Here is a 17,668-nt window from a genome sequence, read left to right as displayed (position 1 = left end):
CGGGAGCGGGGAAGCCGAACTTGCCGAAGAACGAAAGCCGCCGGGCTATTTTGGCGCAAAAAGACAAACCGGCGGCGGAAGCCGCGCATAGACTCTGAACACTCCCATCCGACACCGGAACTCAAGGAAACTGGCAGTGGACTACATCTCGACGCGGGGCGAGGCCCCTTCCCTCGGCTTTTCCGATGCGCTTCTCGCAGGTCTTGCGAGCGATGGCGGCCTTTACGTGCCGAAGAGCTGGCCGCAGATGACGAAAAAGGAAATCCGCGCGCTGCGTGGCCTGACCTACCAGCAGGCCGCCTTCGAGATCCTCTACCGCTTCACCGGCGGCGAGATCCCGGCCGAGGATTTCCGCGCGATGATCGACGAGGCCTACGGCACCTTCCGTCATCCGGCGGTGGCGCCGCTCGTCCAGATCGGCCCGAATTCCTTCATCATGGAACTCTTCCACGGCACCACGCTCGCCTTCAAGGACGTGGCGATGCAGCTCATCGGCCGGCTGATGGACTACGTGCTGGAAAAGCGCGGCGAGCGGGCGACCATCGTCGGGGCGACCTCCGGCGATACCGGGGGTGCCGCCATCGACGCCTTTGCCGGGCGCGACCGCACCGACATCTTCATCCTCTTCCCGGAAGGCAAGGTCTCGCCCGTGCAGCAGCGGCAGATGACCACGCATACCGCCAAGAACGTGCATGCGCTGGCGGTGAAGGGCAATTTCGACGACTGCCAGAACCTCGTGAAGGCGATGTTCAACGACCAGGCCTTCCGCAACCGCGTGAAGCTCTCGGGCGTGAACTCCATCAACTGGGCGCGCATCATGGCGCAGGTGGTCTATTATTTCACGACGGCCGTCTCGCTCGGCGCGCCGGACCGGAAGATCTCCTTCACCGTGCCGACCGGCAATTTCGGCGACATCTTCGCCGGTTTCGTGGCCAAGCGCATGGGCCTGCCGATCGACCGGCTGGTGATCGCCACCAACGAGAACGACATCCTCGCCCGCACGCTGAAGACCGGTCGCTACGAGATGAAGTCGGTCAAGGCGACGACCACGCCCTCGATGGACATCCAGATTTCCTCGAACTTCGAACGGCTGCTCTTCGAGGCCTATGGCCGCGAGGCCGGCGCGGTGCGCGGGCTGATGGACAATCTCAAGCAGGCCAGCGCCTTCACGCTGTCGGAAGGGGCGCTGCGCGCCATCCGCCGCGAATTCAAGGCAGGTCGCGCCAGCGAGAAGCAGGTGGCGCAAACGATCAGGGAGACGCTCGAAAAAACCGGCTATCTCCTGGATCCGCATACGGCGGTTGGAGTTTTTGTTGCCAAGGCCAACGAAAAATCCAATAGTCCCATGGTAACGCTGGCCACGGCCCATCCGGCGAAGTTCCCGGATGCGGTCAGGAAGGCCTGCGGCGTGACGCCCTCGCTTCCCGCCTGGCTCGGGGATCTGATGGACCGCCCCGAGCGTTTCGACGTGATCGAGGCGGATCTCGCCGCGGTCGAAAAACACATTGGCACCCACGCCAGGGCCATCAGGGGCTGAGGCGACGGGTTGCGGAAAGACGGACGATGAAGGTTGAGTGCACCCGGCTTGCTTCCGGTTTGACTGTTGTAACGGAAAACATGCCCCATCTGGAGAGCGTCGCTCTCGGGGTCTGGATCAAGTCGGGATCCCGTAACGAAACGCGAGAGGAGCACGGGATTGCCCATCTCCTCGAGCACATGGCCTTCAAGGGCACGCATCGCCGCTCCGCGCGGCAGATCGCCGAGGAGATCGAGAACGTGGGCGGCGAGGTCAACGCCGCCACCTCGACGGAGACCACCTCCTACTATGCCCGCGTGCTGAAGGACCATGTGCCTCTGGCGGTGGACATCCTTGCCGACATCCTGACGGAGAGCGTCTTCGACGAGGAGGAACTCGCCCGCGAGAAGAACGTCATCCTGCAGGAAATCGGCGCCGCCGACGACACGCCCGACGACGTGGTGTTCGACCGCTTCTCCGAGGCCGCCTATGCGGGCCAGACCATCGGCCGCACCATCCTCGGCACGCCCGAGACGGTGATGTCCTTCCAGCCGGACCAGATCCGCGCCTATCTCTCGCGCAACTACACCACCGACCGCATGTTCGTGATCGCGGCCGGTGCCGTCGACCACCAGGAATTCGTGCGCCAGGTGGAAACGCGTTTCGCCAGCCTGCCGCAGAAGCCCTCCTCGCAGCCGATCATGGATGCCGCCCGCTACATCGGCGGCGACACCCGCGAGACGCGCGACCTGATGGACACGCAGATGCTTCTCGGCTTCGAGGGCCGCGCCTACCACATGCGCGACTTCTACTGTTCGCAGATCCTCGCCAACATCCTCGGCGGCGGCATGTCGTCGCGCCTGTTCCAGGAAGTGCGCGAAATCCGCGGCCTGTGCTATTCGGTCTATGCCTTCCACTGGGGCTTTTCCGATACGGGCATCTTCGGCATCCATGCCGCGACCGGCGGCGAGAACCTGCCGGAGCTGGTGCCCGTCATCATCGACGAGCTGAAGAAGAGCTCGGAGCGGATCGACCAGCAGGAGATCGAGCGCGCCCGCGCCCAGATCCGCGCGCAGCTGCTGATGGGCCAGGAAAGCCCCGCCGCACGCGCCGGCCAGATCGCCCGGCAGATGATGCTCTACGGCCGCATCATCCCCAACAACGAGATGATGGAACGGCTTGCCGGCATCACCACCGAGCGGCTGACGGACCTGGCCGGACGCCTGTTCTTCGACACCGTGCCCACCCTCTCGGCCATCGGACCGCTGGAACAGCTCGATCCGCTGGAAAAAATTGTTGCTTCCCTTTCCACCGGCAAGCCCAAAGCCTTGACGGCCAACGGCTGACGGGGAAACTTGACCGGATGACCCTCGGGATGCGGCCGGCTGCCGTCTTTGGAGCGGAGGTCGATCTTGAGGGGATGAGCGGATGACACGGTCTGTATTCCGGTTTTTCTCCCGGCAATCGAGCCCGGTGGAGCTGGCAGGCGACCGCCTGTACCTGCGCATGCCGAAGATTTCCGATTACCGTGCCTGGCAGAAGGTGCGTGGCGAAAGCCGCGCCTTCCTCCAGCCGTGGGAGCCGAAATGGCGCCCCGACGAGCTTTCCGGCAGCGCCTATCGCGCCCGCATCAACCGCTACGAACAGGAATACGAGGCGGGGCAGTCGATCGCCCTCTTCATCTTCGAACGCGAGAGCGACGAGCTGCTCGGCGGCATCACCATCGGCCTCATCCGCCGGGGCGTGGCGCAGAGCTGCATGATCGGCTACTGGATGGGCGAGCGGCACGCGGGCCGGGGCCACATGTCGCGCACGCTCGATCTCGTCATCCCCCACATCTTCGGCCCGCTCGAGTTGCACCGCATCGAAGCAGCCTGTATTGCGGACAACACCCGCAGCATCCGCCTCCTTGAAAAGGCCGGATTTCAACAGGAAGGCTTCCTGAGGGGATACCTCAAGATCAACGGCGAATGGCGCGATCACGTGATGTATGCCCTGCTGGAAAGCGACAGGAACAGGAACCGGAAAGCGTGATGACATCAGGAGTGAACCTGTCCCTGCAGTCCGTCCCTGGCCGTGCGCTCCTGGCGTTCCTGATGGTGCTCCTGTCGCTGTGCGCGCTCCTTTCCGCGCCGGCCATGGCGGTCGAGCCGGTGAAGATCTCGCGCGAGGACACCGCGCTGAACCTCACCGCGACGACGGAGATCTACAACAACCAGGGCGACAAGCTGACCGTGACGGCGGCCGACGGGCCCGACGGCATCCGCCGGCGCTTCGCGGTGGAGGCGAGCTCGCCCACGCACCAGGGCGACTGGGCCGTCTTCGCGCTTGCCAATGTCACCGACGAGCAGATAGAGCGCCTGATCGTCGCGCCCCATTACCGCCTCGTGAATTCGAAGGTCTTCTGGCCCGATCTCGGCTCGCAGCGCATCGTGGCGATCACCCCGTCCGAGGGCTTCGCGCTCGACCGGCAGCCCTCCCCGGAAGACGACGTCTTCCGCATCACGCTGAACCCCGGCGCGGTGGTGACCTTTGCCGCGGAGCTTGCCTCGCCGGACCTGCCGCAGCTCTATCTCTGGGAACCGGACGCCTACAAGGATACGGTGAACGCCTTCACGCTCTATCGCGGCATCGTGCTCGGCATCGCCGGCCTGCTCGCGGTGTTCCTGACGATCCTCTTCGTGGTGAAGGGCACCTCCATGCTGCCCGCGACGGCGGCGCTCGCCTGGGCGGTGCTCGGCTATATCTGCGTCGATTTCGGCTTCCTCGAGAAGCTCATCACCATCACCTCCAGCGACCAGCGCATATGGCGCGCCTCGACCGAGGTGGCGCTGGCGGCGGGGCTGGTGATCTTCCTCTTCACCTATCTCAACCTCAACCGATGGCATGTGAACCTCGGCTATGCCACCTTTGCCTGGGTGCTGGGGCTCGGCCTGCTGTTCGGCGTGGCGATCTACGATCCCTCCATCGCCTCGGGCGTGGCGCGGCTGTCCTATGCCATGACGGCGGCCGCGGGCATCGTCCTCATCATCTATCTCGGCTTCAACCGCTACGACCGGGCGATCCTGCTGGTGCCCGCCTGGGTGCTGATCCTCGTCTGGCTGTTCGGCGCCTGGCTGACGGTGACGGGCCAGATCGACAACGACGTGGTGCAGCCGGCGCTCGGCGGCGGCCTCGTGCTCATCGTGCTGCTGATCGGCTTCACCGTCATGCAGCACGCCTTTGCCGGCGGGGCGCTGCACCAGGGCCTGTTCTCCGATCTCGAACGCCAGTCGCTGGCGCTGACCGGCTCCGGCGACACGGTCTGGGACTGGGACGTCGCCCGCGACCGGGTGGTCACCATTCCCGATCTTTCCGCCAAGCTCGGCCTGCCCGCCGGCGCCATGCACGGGGCGGTGCGCAACTGGCTGCCGCGCCTGCACCCCGACGACCGCGACCGCTTCAAGGCGACGCTCGACGTGCTGCTCGAACATCGCCGCGGGCGCCTTTCCCACGAATTCCGCATCCGCGCCGAGGACGGGCATTTCCACTGGCTGGCCATCCGCGCGCGTCCGGTGCTGGGCTCGAACGGCGAGATCATCCGTTGCGTCGGCACCATCATCGACGTGACCGAGCAGCGCAACTCCGTCGACCGGCTGCTCAACGACGCCCTGCGCGACAACCTGACCGGCCTGCCGAACCGGCAGATCTTCCTCGACCGGCTCGAGGGCGTGATGACGCTGGCGCCGACCGACGAGCGCGTGCGCCCGACCGTGATGATCATCGACATCGACCGCTACAAGCTGGTCAACGACGCGCTCGGCATCGCGGCCGGCGACAATATCCTGATCGCCCTGACGCGCAGGCTTCGCCGCCTGCTGAAGCCGCAGGACACGCTGGCGCGCCTTTCCGGCGACCAGTTCGGCCTGCTTCTGGTCTCCGAGGCGAACCCCGCAAAGGTGGCGGATTTTGCCGATGCGGTGAGCCGCGCCATCTCCGTGCCGCTCTCCTTCGCCAACCGCGAGGTGGTGCTGACGGCCTCCATCGGCCTGGCCACCTGGGTGACGCAGCAGGACAGCGCCAGCGGCCTCGTCAACGACGCGGAGCTTGCCATGTACCGCGCCAAGAAGGCGGGCGGAAACCGGGTGGAGCCCTTCCAGCCCTCCTTCCGCGGCATGGGCTTCGACCGGATGCAGACCGAGGCGGACCTGCGCCGCGCCATGGAACGCCGCGAGCTTTCGCTGGCCTACCAGCCGATCATCCGGCTGAACGATGCGGAGATTGCAGGCTTCGAGGCGGTGATCCGCTGGGATCATCCCAAGCGCGGGCCGGTGCCGCTCAACGAGATCAACGATGCGGCCGAAGCCGCCGGCCTCTGCTCCGCCCTCAATGCCTTCGCGCTCGAAAAGGCGGCACAGGACCTCAACGCCTGGCAGGACCAGACGGGCACGATTCCGGTGTTCCTGACGGTCAGCATTCCCTCCGGCCAGCTGCTCAACAACGAGCTGTGCAACGACGTGAAGGCAGTTCTGACCCGTACCCAGTGCCAGCCCGAACAGCTGAAGCTGGAATTCGGCGAGACGCTGGTGATGGAAAATCCGGAGCAATCCCGCCTCGTGCTCGAAAAGCTCAAGCAGAGCGGCATCGGGCTGGCGCTGACCGATTTCGGGACGGGCTACTCCTCCCTCTCCTATCTCGCCCGCTTCCCCTTCGACACGATCAAGCTCGACAAGGCGCTGGTCGGCGGCGAGGGCGAACGGCGCGCCATCCTCCTGCGCTCGATGATCGCCATGGCCAAGGATCTCGGCATGGACGTGGTTGCCGAAGGCATCGAGAGCGACGAGGACGCCATGGAGCTCGCCCGCCTCGGCTGCCGCTACGGGCAGAGCTATCTCTTTGGCGCCCCCATGCTTTCGGACAGCGTCCTGCGCCTGCTCAAGGAGCGCTTCCCCCTCACCAAGCGCGCCTGAGACCGCGCCTTCCCCCGCCCGGCGCCGGCGGGGCAAGAGGCCGTCCGACGGATGGCGCTCACGCCGGCCGCTTCCGGATACGGGGGCATCCTTGTGGATAAGCGCAACCCCTGCGCGTTGATCCTTGCCCGCCCCTTTCTCCCTCGGAGAAACGGACGCCGCCGTCCAACACACTCAAATCGTTCAAATTTTAGTTATCCTTGGTTAACCGCGAAAGCCGGCCCGCAGGGTGGTTTTCCGATTGACATACAGTGGGTGGTTGTTTTAGTTGTTCCGCCTATTCGGATGAAATCATTTAGGACTGCGCCATGGACAGCGACAAGAAAAACGCCAGCCTGAACATGGATTCCGCGCGTGACACGGTGGAGGCTCGCGTGGTTTCCGCCGCGACCGCTTCTGCGTCGGAGGGCAAGCCCGTGGCACGCCTGCGCAAGACGGCGCGCCGTTCGAAGATGTCCTACCGGAGCACCCTGCTCGGCCTCAACGGCCTTTTCATCGGCCAGATGGCGGGGCTCGACGAGCTGATGAACATCCTGCCGCAGGCCATTCTCCAGCTGAAGCAGGCCTTCGCCTCGCGCAAGCAGGCGGAGACCGCCCTGCCCCGAAACGCGAGCCCGGCTGCCGTCCAGAAGGAGGGCAAGGATCCCGGTACCGGGACGCCCGGCCACAAGTCGGTGACCGGCGGCAAGCAGGAAAAGCAGCCGGAGCCCGAAAAGGCGAAGACCGCCGGCGACGGCCAGGAGGAGGAAAAGCAGGGCGGAAAGAGCATCGCGCCGCAGAAGAAGCCCGCCGGCGACGCTTCCGGCGGCGATGGGCTGACGACGGGGACCACCCACAGCGTTCCGCGCAGCCATATCGAAAAGGGCGACGATGCCGCCACCCGCACCGGATCGGGTTCGGTCTCGCCTTTCTCGACGATGGCGGAGGACGTCAGCACGCCGGAGCTGATCCAGTCCGACATCCGGCCCTACTTCCCGAGCCTCGACGACATCGTCTCGCCCATCCTTCTCTTCCCGGAGCGGGGGCGGCTGCCCCATCTGCTGGCGCCGGATGCGCCGCCGCCTGCCGAGCCGAAGGTCCCGACGCCGGTGGTATCGATCACCGGCACCGCGCTTCTCGACGAGGCGAGCCCCGCGGCAGACTGGGGCAATGGCCGGCCGCTGGGAACCACGAGCCTCGTCGTGCTCACCTGCACCGACGGCGTGCTGAAGGAGGTGCGGCTGACGCTCGCCCTCGAGGGGATCTTCTCCGGCTGGCGCACGCTCGGCGGCGACGGGATCTTCCTGTTCACCGCGGGCGGCAGGATCGTCGGCCGCACGAAGGACGGCAAGACGGTGCTGTCCATCGAGATGTCCAATGGCGGGCGCCTGACGGTCTCGCTCTTCGAACCGCTGAAGCACGGGCCGAAAGGATCCGGCACGGATACGTTTCTAACGCTCGGCAAGGATATCCTGTCGATCAAGGTCACCGCGATCGATTCCAAGGGCGGGCTGCACAAGAGCGACTTCGACGGGTCGGGCCTCATCCGCATCAAGGACGATTCCCCGCATGGCGACCTGCCCCTGGTGCCGGGCACCGATGGCGGCAGCCGCGTCCTCATCGCAGGCGGCGCGCCGGATGGCTTCGTCTACAAGCTCGACACCGAAGGCGCGCTGCTCGTCTACCAGCTGCAGGGCGGGATCGAGGTGCTCGTGCGCAAGATCGCGCTTGTCGACGGCCGGCCGGTGGAGACGGACCTCGCGCCGGTGAACTTCGACCCCGGCGCCAGCAACAAGGACATCAGCCTGACCATCAGCTACAGGGTGACCGACGGCGATGGCGACACGATGATCGGCAGTTTCGTCAGCAAGCTGTCGAACACCTTTCCGCCGCGGGCCGATTCCGGCGTGGAGATCGCGGAAGACAGCGCCCTGCCGTTCACCAGCCTGCTCTTCGACACGGATAACGGGCGCAACCATGCCGAATGGGTGCTGCCGCAGGACAGGCAGGACCTGACCTTCCGCATTTCCGGCGACACGCTCTCCATCCTGCAGATGCAGGACGGGGCGCTCGTTTCCGTCTATCGCCTCACCATCCGGCCGGACGGCACGGTTTCGGTGCAGAAGGACAATCCGCTGCGCCATGCAGAAGGCGACGGCGAAAACCGGCTGACGCTCGATCTCGCCTTCCGGGTCATCGATTCCGATGGCGACGCGGTGACCTCCTATCTCACCTTCGCCATCCGGGACAGCCTGCCCGTGATCGCCGTCAGCCCGGTGACGGCGGGCAGCAACCAATTCTCCGAGGAAGTGGCGGGCAGGACGGAGACCGTGGCGACCTTCGAGGCTCCGGACGGTATCCGCGGCGTGACCTGGTCGACGCAGCACCAGCTCGGCCCCGATTTCCGCTACCAGACGAGCGGCAACGACCTGCTTGTCCAGCAGAAGCAGAACGGCGACTGGGTCACCGTGATGACCTTCCGCTACGACATCGCGACGGGCAGGATCTCGGTCACCGAGAACCGGCCCCTCCTCCATGCCTCCGGCAGCGACAGCCAGGACATCGCCGTCGGCTTCACCGTGATCGACAGGGACGGCGACAGCACCGAAAGCCGCGTGACCGTGAAGGTCACCGATACGGCACCTACCGTCACCGTCAACGACGCCGCCTCTGCCGGCAACCAGTTCTCCGATGCGGGCCTTGGCGTGGAAAAGGCCGTGGCCTCCTTCGCCGCCGTGGATGGCGTCGAGCGGGTGGAGTGGTCGACGCAGCACCAGCTCGGCCCCGACTTCCGCTACCAGACGAGCGGCAACGACCTGCTCGTTCAGCAGAAGCAGAACGGCGACTGGGTCACCGTGATGACCTTCCGCTACGACATCGCGACGGGCAGGATCTCGGCTACCGAGAACCGGCCCCTCCTCCATGCTTCCGGCAGCGACAGCCAGGACATCGCCGTCGGCTTCACCGTGATCGACAGGGACGGCGACCGCACCGAAAGCCGCGTGACCGTGAAGGTCACCGACACGGCACCTACCGTCACCGTCAACGACGCTGCCTCTGCCGGCAACCAGTTCTCCGATGCGGGCCTCGGCGTGGAAAAGGCCGTGGCCTCCTTCGCCGCCGTGGATGGCGTCGAGCGGGTGGAATGGTCGACGCAGCACCAGCTCGGCCCCGACTTCCGCTACCAGACGAGCGGCAACGACCTGCTCGTGCAGCAGAAGCAGAACGGCGACTGGGTCACCGTGATGACCTTCCGCTACGACATCGCGACGGGCAGGATCTCGGTCCCCGAGAACCGGCCCCTCCTTCATGCCTCCGGCAGCGACAGCCAGGACATCGCCGTCGGCTTCACCGTGATCGACAGGGACGGCGATAGCACCGAAAGCCGCGTGACCGTGAAGGTCACCGACACGGCACCTACCGTCACCGTCAACGACGCCGCCTCTGCCGGCAACCAGTTCTCCGATGCAAGCCTCGGCGTGGAAAGGGCCGTGGCCTCCTTCGCCGCCGTGGATGGCGTCGAGCGGGTGGAATGGTCGACGCAGCACCAGCTCGACCCCGATTTCCGCTACCAGACGAGCGGCAACGACCTGCTCGTTCAGCAGAAGCAGAACGGCGACTGGGTCACCGTCATGACCTTCCGCTACGACATCGCGACGGGCAAGATCTCGGCCACCGAGAACCGGCCCCTCCTCCATGCCTCCGGCAGCGACAGCCAGGACATCGTCGTCGGCTTCACCGTCACCGACAGGGACGGCGACAGCACCGAAAGCCGCGTGACCGTGAAGGTCACCGACACGGCGCCCAGCGTCACCGTGAACGATGCTGCCTCTGCCGGCAACCAGTTCTCCGACGCGAGCCTTGGCGTGGAAAAGGCCGTGGCCTCCTTCGCCGCCGTGGATGGCGTCGAGCGGGTGGAATGGTCGACGCAGCACCAGCTCGGCCCCGATTTCCGCTACCAGACGAACGGCAACGATCTGCTTGTCCAGCAGAAGCAGAGCGGCGACTGGGTCACCGTGATGACCTTCCGCTACGACATCGCGACGGGCAAGATCTCGGCCACCGAGAACCGGCCCCTCCTCCATGCCTCGGGCAGCGACAGCCAGGACATCGCCGTCGGCTTCACCGTGATCGACCGGGACGGCGACAGCACCGAAAGCCGCGTGACCGTGAAGGTCACCGACACGGCGCCCAGCGTCACCGTCAACGACGCGACGACCGATGAGGACGCTCCCGGCACCTCCGCGGAGGTCGCGCGCTTTTCCGCCGTCGACGGCCTCGACAGCATCGAATGGTCGGTGGATGGCGCGCCCGCGGGCGATTTCCAGTATGTGAGGGATGGGGCAACCCTGCTCATCCAGCAGAAGCAGAACGGCATCTGGGTGACGGTCCTGACCTTCCGTCACGACATGGCGACCGGGAGCATAACCGCGACCGAAGGCCAGCCGCTGCTCCACCGGCCGGGCAGCGACAGCCAGCAATTCACCGTATCCTTCACCGTCTTCGACAAGGATGGCGACGGCACCACGCGCAGCGTCAACGTGTCTGTCCACGATACCGGGCCGCAGGTGCGGATCGGGACCGGCAGCTTCGACGACGGGTCGCCGGGCACCACGAAGACGGTTGCAACCTTCGGCGCCACGGATGGCGTGGACAGCGTCACCTGGTCCACCGACCATGCGCTCGGCACCGGTTTCCGCTACGAAACGAGCGGCAACGACCTGCTCGTGAAGCAGAACCAGAACGGCAGCTGGGTCACCGTCATGACCTTCCGCTACGATATCGCGACCGGCGAAATCAAGGCGACGCAGAATGCCCCGCTGCTCCACCCTGCCGGCAGCGACCACCAGAACATCAGCGTCGGCTTTTCCGTGACCGACCGGGATGGCGACACGGAAACGCGGACCGTGACCGTCGACATCGGGGACAGCCGCCCCGAAGTCACGACCGTCGACAACGTGACCTTCAACGATCTGGCCGGCTCGGAGACCCATCTCGTGGGCTCCGTCACCGCGCGGGACGGCATGCAGGGGATCTCCTGGGCCACGGACAACGCGCCTCAGGGCTTCCGCTACTCCACCGACGCCGCCAACAACCTGATCGTCGAGCAGGAACAGGGTCAGGGCCGGTGGGTGAAGGTGATGACCTTCACCTATGACAGCTCCACCGGGGGCATCGCCGCAACGGAAAACAACCCGGTGCTCTACGGCCTCAACTCCACCAGCCTCGACCTTTCGGTGACCTACACGGCCTCCGACCGCGATGGCGACCGGGTGGCGAGCACGGTGAATGTGACCATCAGCGCCACCAATGCGCCGAGCCCGATCACCACACAGCAGAACGTGGCCTTTGCCGACGATGCGACCGGCGGCTCCGCGCGGGAGCTGGCCTCCATCAGCCCGCTCATCGACATCCGCAACTTTACCTGGAAGACCTCCGATCCGACCGCCGGCTTCCGCTACGAGGTGGACGCCAACGACAGCACGAAACTCTATGTGCTGCAGGAGCAGGGCGACGGCAACTGGGTGCGGGTGATGACCTTCACCTACGATGCGGCGGCCGACAAGGTGCTGGGCCAGCAGGACGCCCCGATCCGCCATGCCGCGGATTCCGAGACGCAGAACATCGCGGTGTGCTTCACCCTCACCGATGCCAACGGTGCCAATCTCTCGAAGGCGCTGACCGTGCACGTGACGGATACGGGCCCGAACTCGACGATCGACACGGGCAACCTCTCCTTCTCGGAAAACGCACCCGATACGGCGCGGGTGGTGGCAACCTTCGACGCGCTGGAGGGCGTCTCCGCATTGCTCTGGTCGACCACCGGTGCGCCGAGCGGCTTCCGCTACGTGGCGGGAGACGGCAACCAGCTGAAGGTCCAGCAGCTCCAGGCGGGCGCCTGGGTGACGGTGATGACCTTCGATTACGACCTTGCCCGGCGCGAAATCACCGCGATGGCGAACAACCCGATCCTCCACGCAGACGGGGGCGGCACCAACGCCCAGTCCTTCAGCGTGACCTACACGGTCCGGGACGCCGACGGGGACAACCTGCAGAAGGTGCTGAACGTCACGGTCGAAGATACGGTGCCCGTGGTGACGGGCAATTCCGTGACCGTGTCCGAAAGCGCGACCGACCCGGCCCTCCTCGGCAGCTTCTCCGCGCTGGACGGATTTGGCAGCTTCAGCTGGGGCACGCCCGTGCTGCCGAGCGGCTTTGCCGCGAGCCGCAGCGGGGAATCGCTCGTCATCAGCCAGATGCAGAACAATGCTTCGGTGACGGTCATGGTCCTGACCTATGACGCGGTCACCGGCAAGGTGCTGGCGAGCCTGCGCAACCCCATCCTTCACGGCAATTCGGATCCGTCCTTCACCTTCAGCTTCACCGTCACCGACCGGGACGGCGATGCGGTTACCCAGACGGTTTCGATGACCGTTACCGACACCGTGCCCGTGTTCGTCGCCTCGCCGAGCCTGACCTTCGTCGAAATGCCGGGCGACCAGACCGGCACGCTGGGTACGCTCGCCATGACCGACGGCGTCGGGTCCTTCACCTGGACCACCAGCGGTGCGCCGAACAATACATTCACCTACGCGTCCATCGGCACCACGCTGGAGGTGCGGCAGACCCAGAACAACGTATCCGTTCTGGTGATGGAGCTTCGCTACGATCCCGCAACGGGCCGCATCACCGCAACGGAGAAGGCACCGATCCTCCATCCGTCGGGGACGAACGCGCTCACCTTCAACTTCGCCTTTCGCGGAACCGACAAGGACGGAGACGCGATCAGCCAGTCGCTTTCGGTCACGGTCACCGACACGGGGCCGCAGGCCGACATCACCAACTCGGTACGCGACGAAGGCGCGACGGGGCAACCCTTCGTGGTCGCGCAGCTCCGCGCGACCGACGGTCTCGGCACCTTCAGCTGGGAAACGAATGCCATCACCGGTTTCACCGTGGTCAATTCCGGCAATACGCTGACCATCCGCCAGAGCCAGTCGGGCAGCCTCGTCGACATCATCGTCTATGTCTACGATCCCGCGACCGGCCAGATTTCCGCGACGGTCAAGAACCCGGTGCGAAACGGCCCGACCGGCGACCTCCACAGCTTCAACGTTACCTTCCGGATCGCCGACAAGGACCTGGACTGGATCAGCAGGACGATCACCACCCAGCTGATGGATACGACGCCTGTCATCACGGTCCAGGACGTGTCCTTTACCGAGCAGGTGGCGGCGCAGACGAAAATCGCCGGCACGGTGACGGCCGTGGACGGCATGCAGGAATTCATCTGGACCGTTCCGGGCGCCCAGCCCGCCGGTTTCCAGTACCAGCTGGATGCGACCAATGGTGCGATTCTCTACGTCAGGCAGATGCAGGGCAGCACCTGGGTGACCGTGCTGACACTCACCTACAATGCCGCGACCCGGGAAGTGCGGGTGACGGAAAACGCACCCTTCCAGCATGATGCGGGCAGCGACAGCACCGAGCTGACGGTGCGGTTCACCGCCAGCGACAAGGACGGAGACGGGGTGCAGGGCTCCTTCAAGGTGACGGTCAACGACACCGCGCCGGTGATTTCGCTGTTGGACAAGACCATCACCGAGCCGACCGCCCAGACGGAGCGGATCGGCACGATCTCGGCGGTCGACGGCATCGCGGCCTTCGCCTGGTCGCTGGATGGCGCGCCCTCCAACCAGTTCACCTACGAGCGCGATGCCAACAACGCCAACATCCTCTGCGTGAAGCAGCTTCAGAACGGCAGCTGGGTGACGGTCCTGAAACTGACCTACAACACCGCGACCCGCGAGATCCTGGCGGACGAGGTGCGGGCGATCCTGAACGACCGGGGCGACGCGGAGCAGGCCTTCGATGTCCGCTTCACCGTCAGGGACAACGACGGTGACGAAAGCACGGGCACGGTCCGGATCAAGGTGACGGACAGCGTGCCTGTCGTCACCCTGCAGACAACCACCCTTGCGGAAGCCGGCAACAACCGCACGGACACGGTGGCGCGGCTTTCCGCGGCAGACGGAATCTCCGGCTTCGAATGGGCGGACCAGCCCTCCTCGGGCGGGTTCAGCTACGAGCGGCAGGGCAATGTGCTGACCATACGGCAGGATCAGGGTGGCACCCCGGTCACCGTGATGGTGCTGACCTATGACAGCGCGACGGGCCGGATCACCGCGATGCAGAAGAACCCCTTGCTGCATGCCCTCAACACCAACCCGCAGCCTTTCGAGGTGCGCTTCACCGTGACCGACAACGACGGGGATGCGGTGATGCAGACCCTGCGGATTTCGGTCACCGATACCGCGCCGGTCACCGTGCCGGTTCTCAACGTGACCTGCCTTGAAACGGAAACCGGGCAGAAGACCATCGGCACCTTCTCGGCGCTCGATGGCGTGGCGGGCGTGACGCTTGCCGGCTCCGGCAACATCGGCGCCCCGAACTGCCGCTTCGTGACCAAGAACGACGGCACCCTCGACCTCGTTCAGGTGCAGGGCGGCCGCGATGTCGTGGTGATGACCTTCTCCTACGATCTCAACGGCAGCATCTTCGCCAGCCAGCGGGCAGCGCTACTGCATGCAAGCAACACGACGGCGCAGGATGTCTCGATCCGCTTCACCGTCACCGACCGCGATGGCTCGCAGACCGGCCAGACCGTGACCGTCAAGATCAACGACACCCTGCCGACCACCGCGGCCACGGGCGGCACCTTCCTGGAGACCGCGCTCAACCGGTCTGTCGATGTCGCGACCTTCTCGGCCGCGGACGGCGTCACTGGCGTGAGCTGGCAGGGCCTCGGCGCGAAGGGCACCAACTACCAGCACATCCAGATCGGCAACGACCTTGCGATCCAGTACCGGGCAAGCGCGACTGCCGCCTGGTCCACGGTTTTCCTGATCAGCTTCGATCTTGCCTCGGGCAAGATCACCGCAAGGCAGGTGGCACCCGTCACCCATGCGGCGGGATCGGACAGCCAGAACTTCGACTTCACCTTCCGCGTGACGGACGGGGACGGCGATACGTTCGATCAGGTCGTGCGGCTGGTGGCGCAGGATTCCGCGCCCGTCTCGTCGGTGCTGGACACGACGCTTGTGGAGACAGCCGTATCCCAGACGCTGGACCTGCAGCAGATCAGCGCCCCGGACGGCATCGGCCGGTTCCTCTGGTCCACCCGCTCGGCGGATGCCAACTTCTCCTATGCGGTGAGCCTCGACGGGCTGACGCTGACGGTGAAGCAGGGCACGGTGACCGTGCTGACCTTCTCCTACGACAACGCGACGGGCGAGATCAGCGTGGTGAAGAACCAGCCGATCAACCACACGGCGCTCGGACCCAACGCCAACATCACCCTGAACTACACGGCAACCGACCGGGATGGCGACGCGCTCAACGGCACGCTGAATTTCTCCCTGCGGGACAATGCGCCCTCGAACATTACCATGAGCATCCTGGACGAGGAGCTGCGGGACGGAAAAACCTACACCGGCACCTGGGGCGCCGATGCCGGCAGCGATGCCCTGACCAAGGTGGACGTGACCTTCGGCGGCGTCATGCGGACGCTCGACCTGACGCGGAGCACCAACAGCATCACCATAACGGTCAATGGCGTGACGCTGACGATGAAGGCCGACAGGACCTACATCATAACCTCGGACATCACCCGCGACACGCGCCTGGACCTGACGCTGAAGGTCTGCGACAGCGACGGCAGCTTCCTGACGAAGACCTGGCAGCCGACCATCTTCTTCGTCAACAAGGCGCCGAGCATGGAGCCGGACCCGGTGATCCTCGGCAACCGAAACGATTATGTCGTCACCATCGACGACATCGGGTTCGCCGATGCGGATGGCAACAGTCTGAAGTGGCTGACGGTCACCGAAACGATCGACGGCGGCTCCCTGCGGCTCAACGGGAGAGACCTCTCCACCGGCGACCGGATCACGCTCGACGACATCCGAACCGGCAAGCTCGTCTTCCGTCCGCCGGCGGATTCGACCCTTGGCAGCAACTTCGTGGTGACGCTCACGGCCACCGACGACGGGGGAACGCTGAAGGGCGGCAAGGACACGACGGACGATTTCGATCTCGTCTTCACCATCCCGGCGTCAACCCAGACCGTCGGCACAAATCTCGCCGACAACAAGAACCTGGGGGGTTTCCAACGACAACTACAATGCAGGCGGCGGCAACGACACGGTTGCCGGCGGCGATGGTGACGATCTCATCCAGGGCGGTACCGGCGACGACACCTTGAGCGGCGATGCCGGCCGCGACGTCATCAAGGGCGGAGCCGGCTCGGACACGCTCACGGGCGGCACCAACACCGACTACCTCTACGGCAACGAGAATAACGACACCATCTATGGTGGCAGCGGCTTCGACCGCCTGTATGGCGGTTCCGGGGACGATCTGATCTATGGCGGCGATGACCGCGATTACATCTATGGCGGCATCGACAACGACACGATCTATGGCGAGGGAGGCGACGACATCATCTATGGCGAGGACGGCAACGACCGGCTTTATGGCGGAATAGAAAACGACATCATCCACGGCGGAACCGGCGACGACTATATCAACGGCCAGGAGAATTCCGACTATCTTTACGGCGGCGACGACGACGACACCATCTATGGCGAAGGCGGGATGGACCAGATCTGGGGCGAAGACGGCGACGACCTGATCTATGGCGGAGCCGACGCCGACACCATCTATGGCGGCGTGGGCAACGACCGGATCTATGGCGGCGCCGACGTGGATACGCTTTACGGAGACGCCGATAATGACATCATCTACGGGGAGACGGCGGCCGACAACCTCTACGGCGGGTCCGGCGACGACGTGCTATGGGGCGGGTCCGGCTCCAACAGATACTGGGGCGGCGCCGGCAAGGACATCTTCGTGATCGATTCGGCCCAGCTTGGCAGCACCAATGACGCCATCATGGACTACAGCTTCGCTCAGGGAGACCAGATCGACCTGTCGCAGATCTTCACCGCCAGCGCCATATCCGGCGACATCAGCCTGGAAGCAAGGGGTTTCGTCGATTCCTATTCCACCGGTGGCGACACCTATATCCGCGTGCGTCTCGACGGCACGGGCAGCTGGTATACGGTTGCGGCACTCAACGGGCTGGTGGCGGCCAACGAAGAAATCGTCATCCGCTACAAGGACAAGTTCGGCGTCTTCCACACGGATCTCGTCTGAGGCGGCG

6 protein-coding genes are annotated in these 17,668 nt (G+C 65.2%); all 6 read left to right on the top strand.

Going from position 1 to position 17,668, the window contains the following annotated elements:
• Positions 1-136 precede the first annotated feature (136 nt).
• The 6 genes from thrC to GGR23_RS23525 all read left to right on the top strand — a co-directional run bounded on the left by thrC (position 137) and on the right by GGR23_RS23525 (position 17,661).
• Positions 137-1,537 (top strand): threonine synthase, encoded by a 1,401-nt coding sequence (gene thrC / locus GGR23_RS08205; RefSeq protein WP_183365678.1) that lies wholly within the window; start codon positions 137-139, stop codon positions 1,535-1,537.
• A gap of 26 nt (positions 1,538-1,563) precedes the next feature.
• Positions 1,564-2,862 carry a M16 family metallopeptidase gene (locus tag GGR23_RS08200; protein ID WP_183365677.1) on the top strand — a complete coding sequence of 433 codons (1,299 nt, stop codon included), beginning with the start codon at positions 1,564-1,566 and terminating at the stop codon, positions 2,860-2,862.
• An 82-nt stretch (positions 2,863-2,944) separates the two neighbouring features.
• Positions 2,945-3,550, top strand: coding sequence for a GNAT family N-acetyltransferase (locus tag GGR23_RS08195; RefSeq protein WP_183365676.1), 606 nt, complete (start codon positions 2,945-2,947; stop codon positions 3,548-3,550).
• 62 nt (positions 3,551-3,612) lie between these two features.
• Positions 3,613-6,465, top strand: a complete 2,853-nt coding sequence (locus tag GGR23_RS08190) for a sensor domain-containing phosphodiesterase (protein ID WP_246365138.1) — start codon at positions 3,613-3,615, stop codon at positions 6,463-6,465.
• Between the two features lie 308 nt (positions 6,466-6,773).
• Positions 6,774-16,670, top strand: coding sequence for a DUF5801 repeats-in-toxin domain-containing protein (locus GGR23_RS08185; RefSeq protein WP_183365674.1), 9,897 nt, complete (start codon positions 6,774-6,776; stop codon positions 16,668-16,670).
• Complete coding sequence (locus tag GGR23_RS23525; RefSeq protein ID WP_343066629.1) at positions 16,582-17,661, top strand: calcium-binding protein; 1,080 nt, start codon at positions 16,582-16,584, stop codon at positions 17,659-17,661. The genes GGR23_RS08185 and GGR23_RS23525 overlap by 89 nt, the downstream gene beginning before the upstream one ends.
• Positions 17,662-17,668: the final 7 nt, after the last annotated feature.

It is taken from the genome of Gellertiella hungarica, assembly GCF_014197145.1.
In the GTDB taxonomy this organism is placed as follows: Bacteria; Pseudomonadota; Alphaproteobacteria; order Rhizobiales; family Rhizobiaceae; genus Gellertiella; species Gellertiella hungarica.
This window is presented reverse-complemented; position numbering and strand designations above follow the sequence as displayed.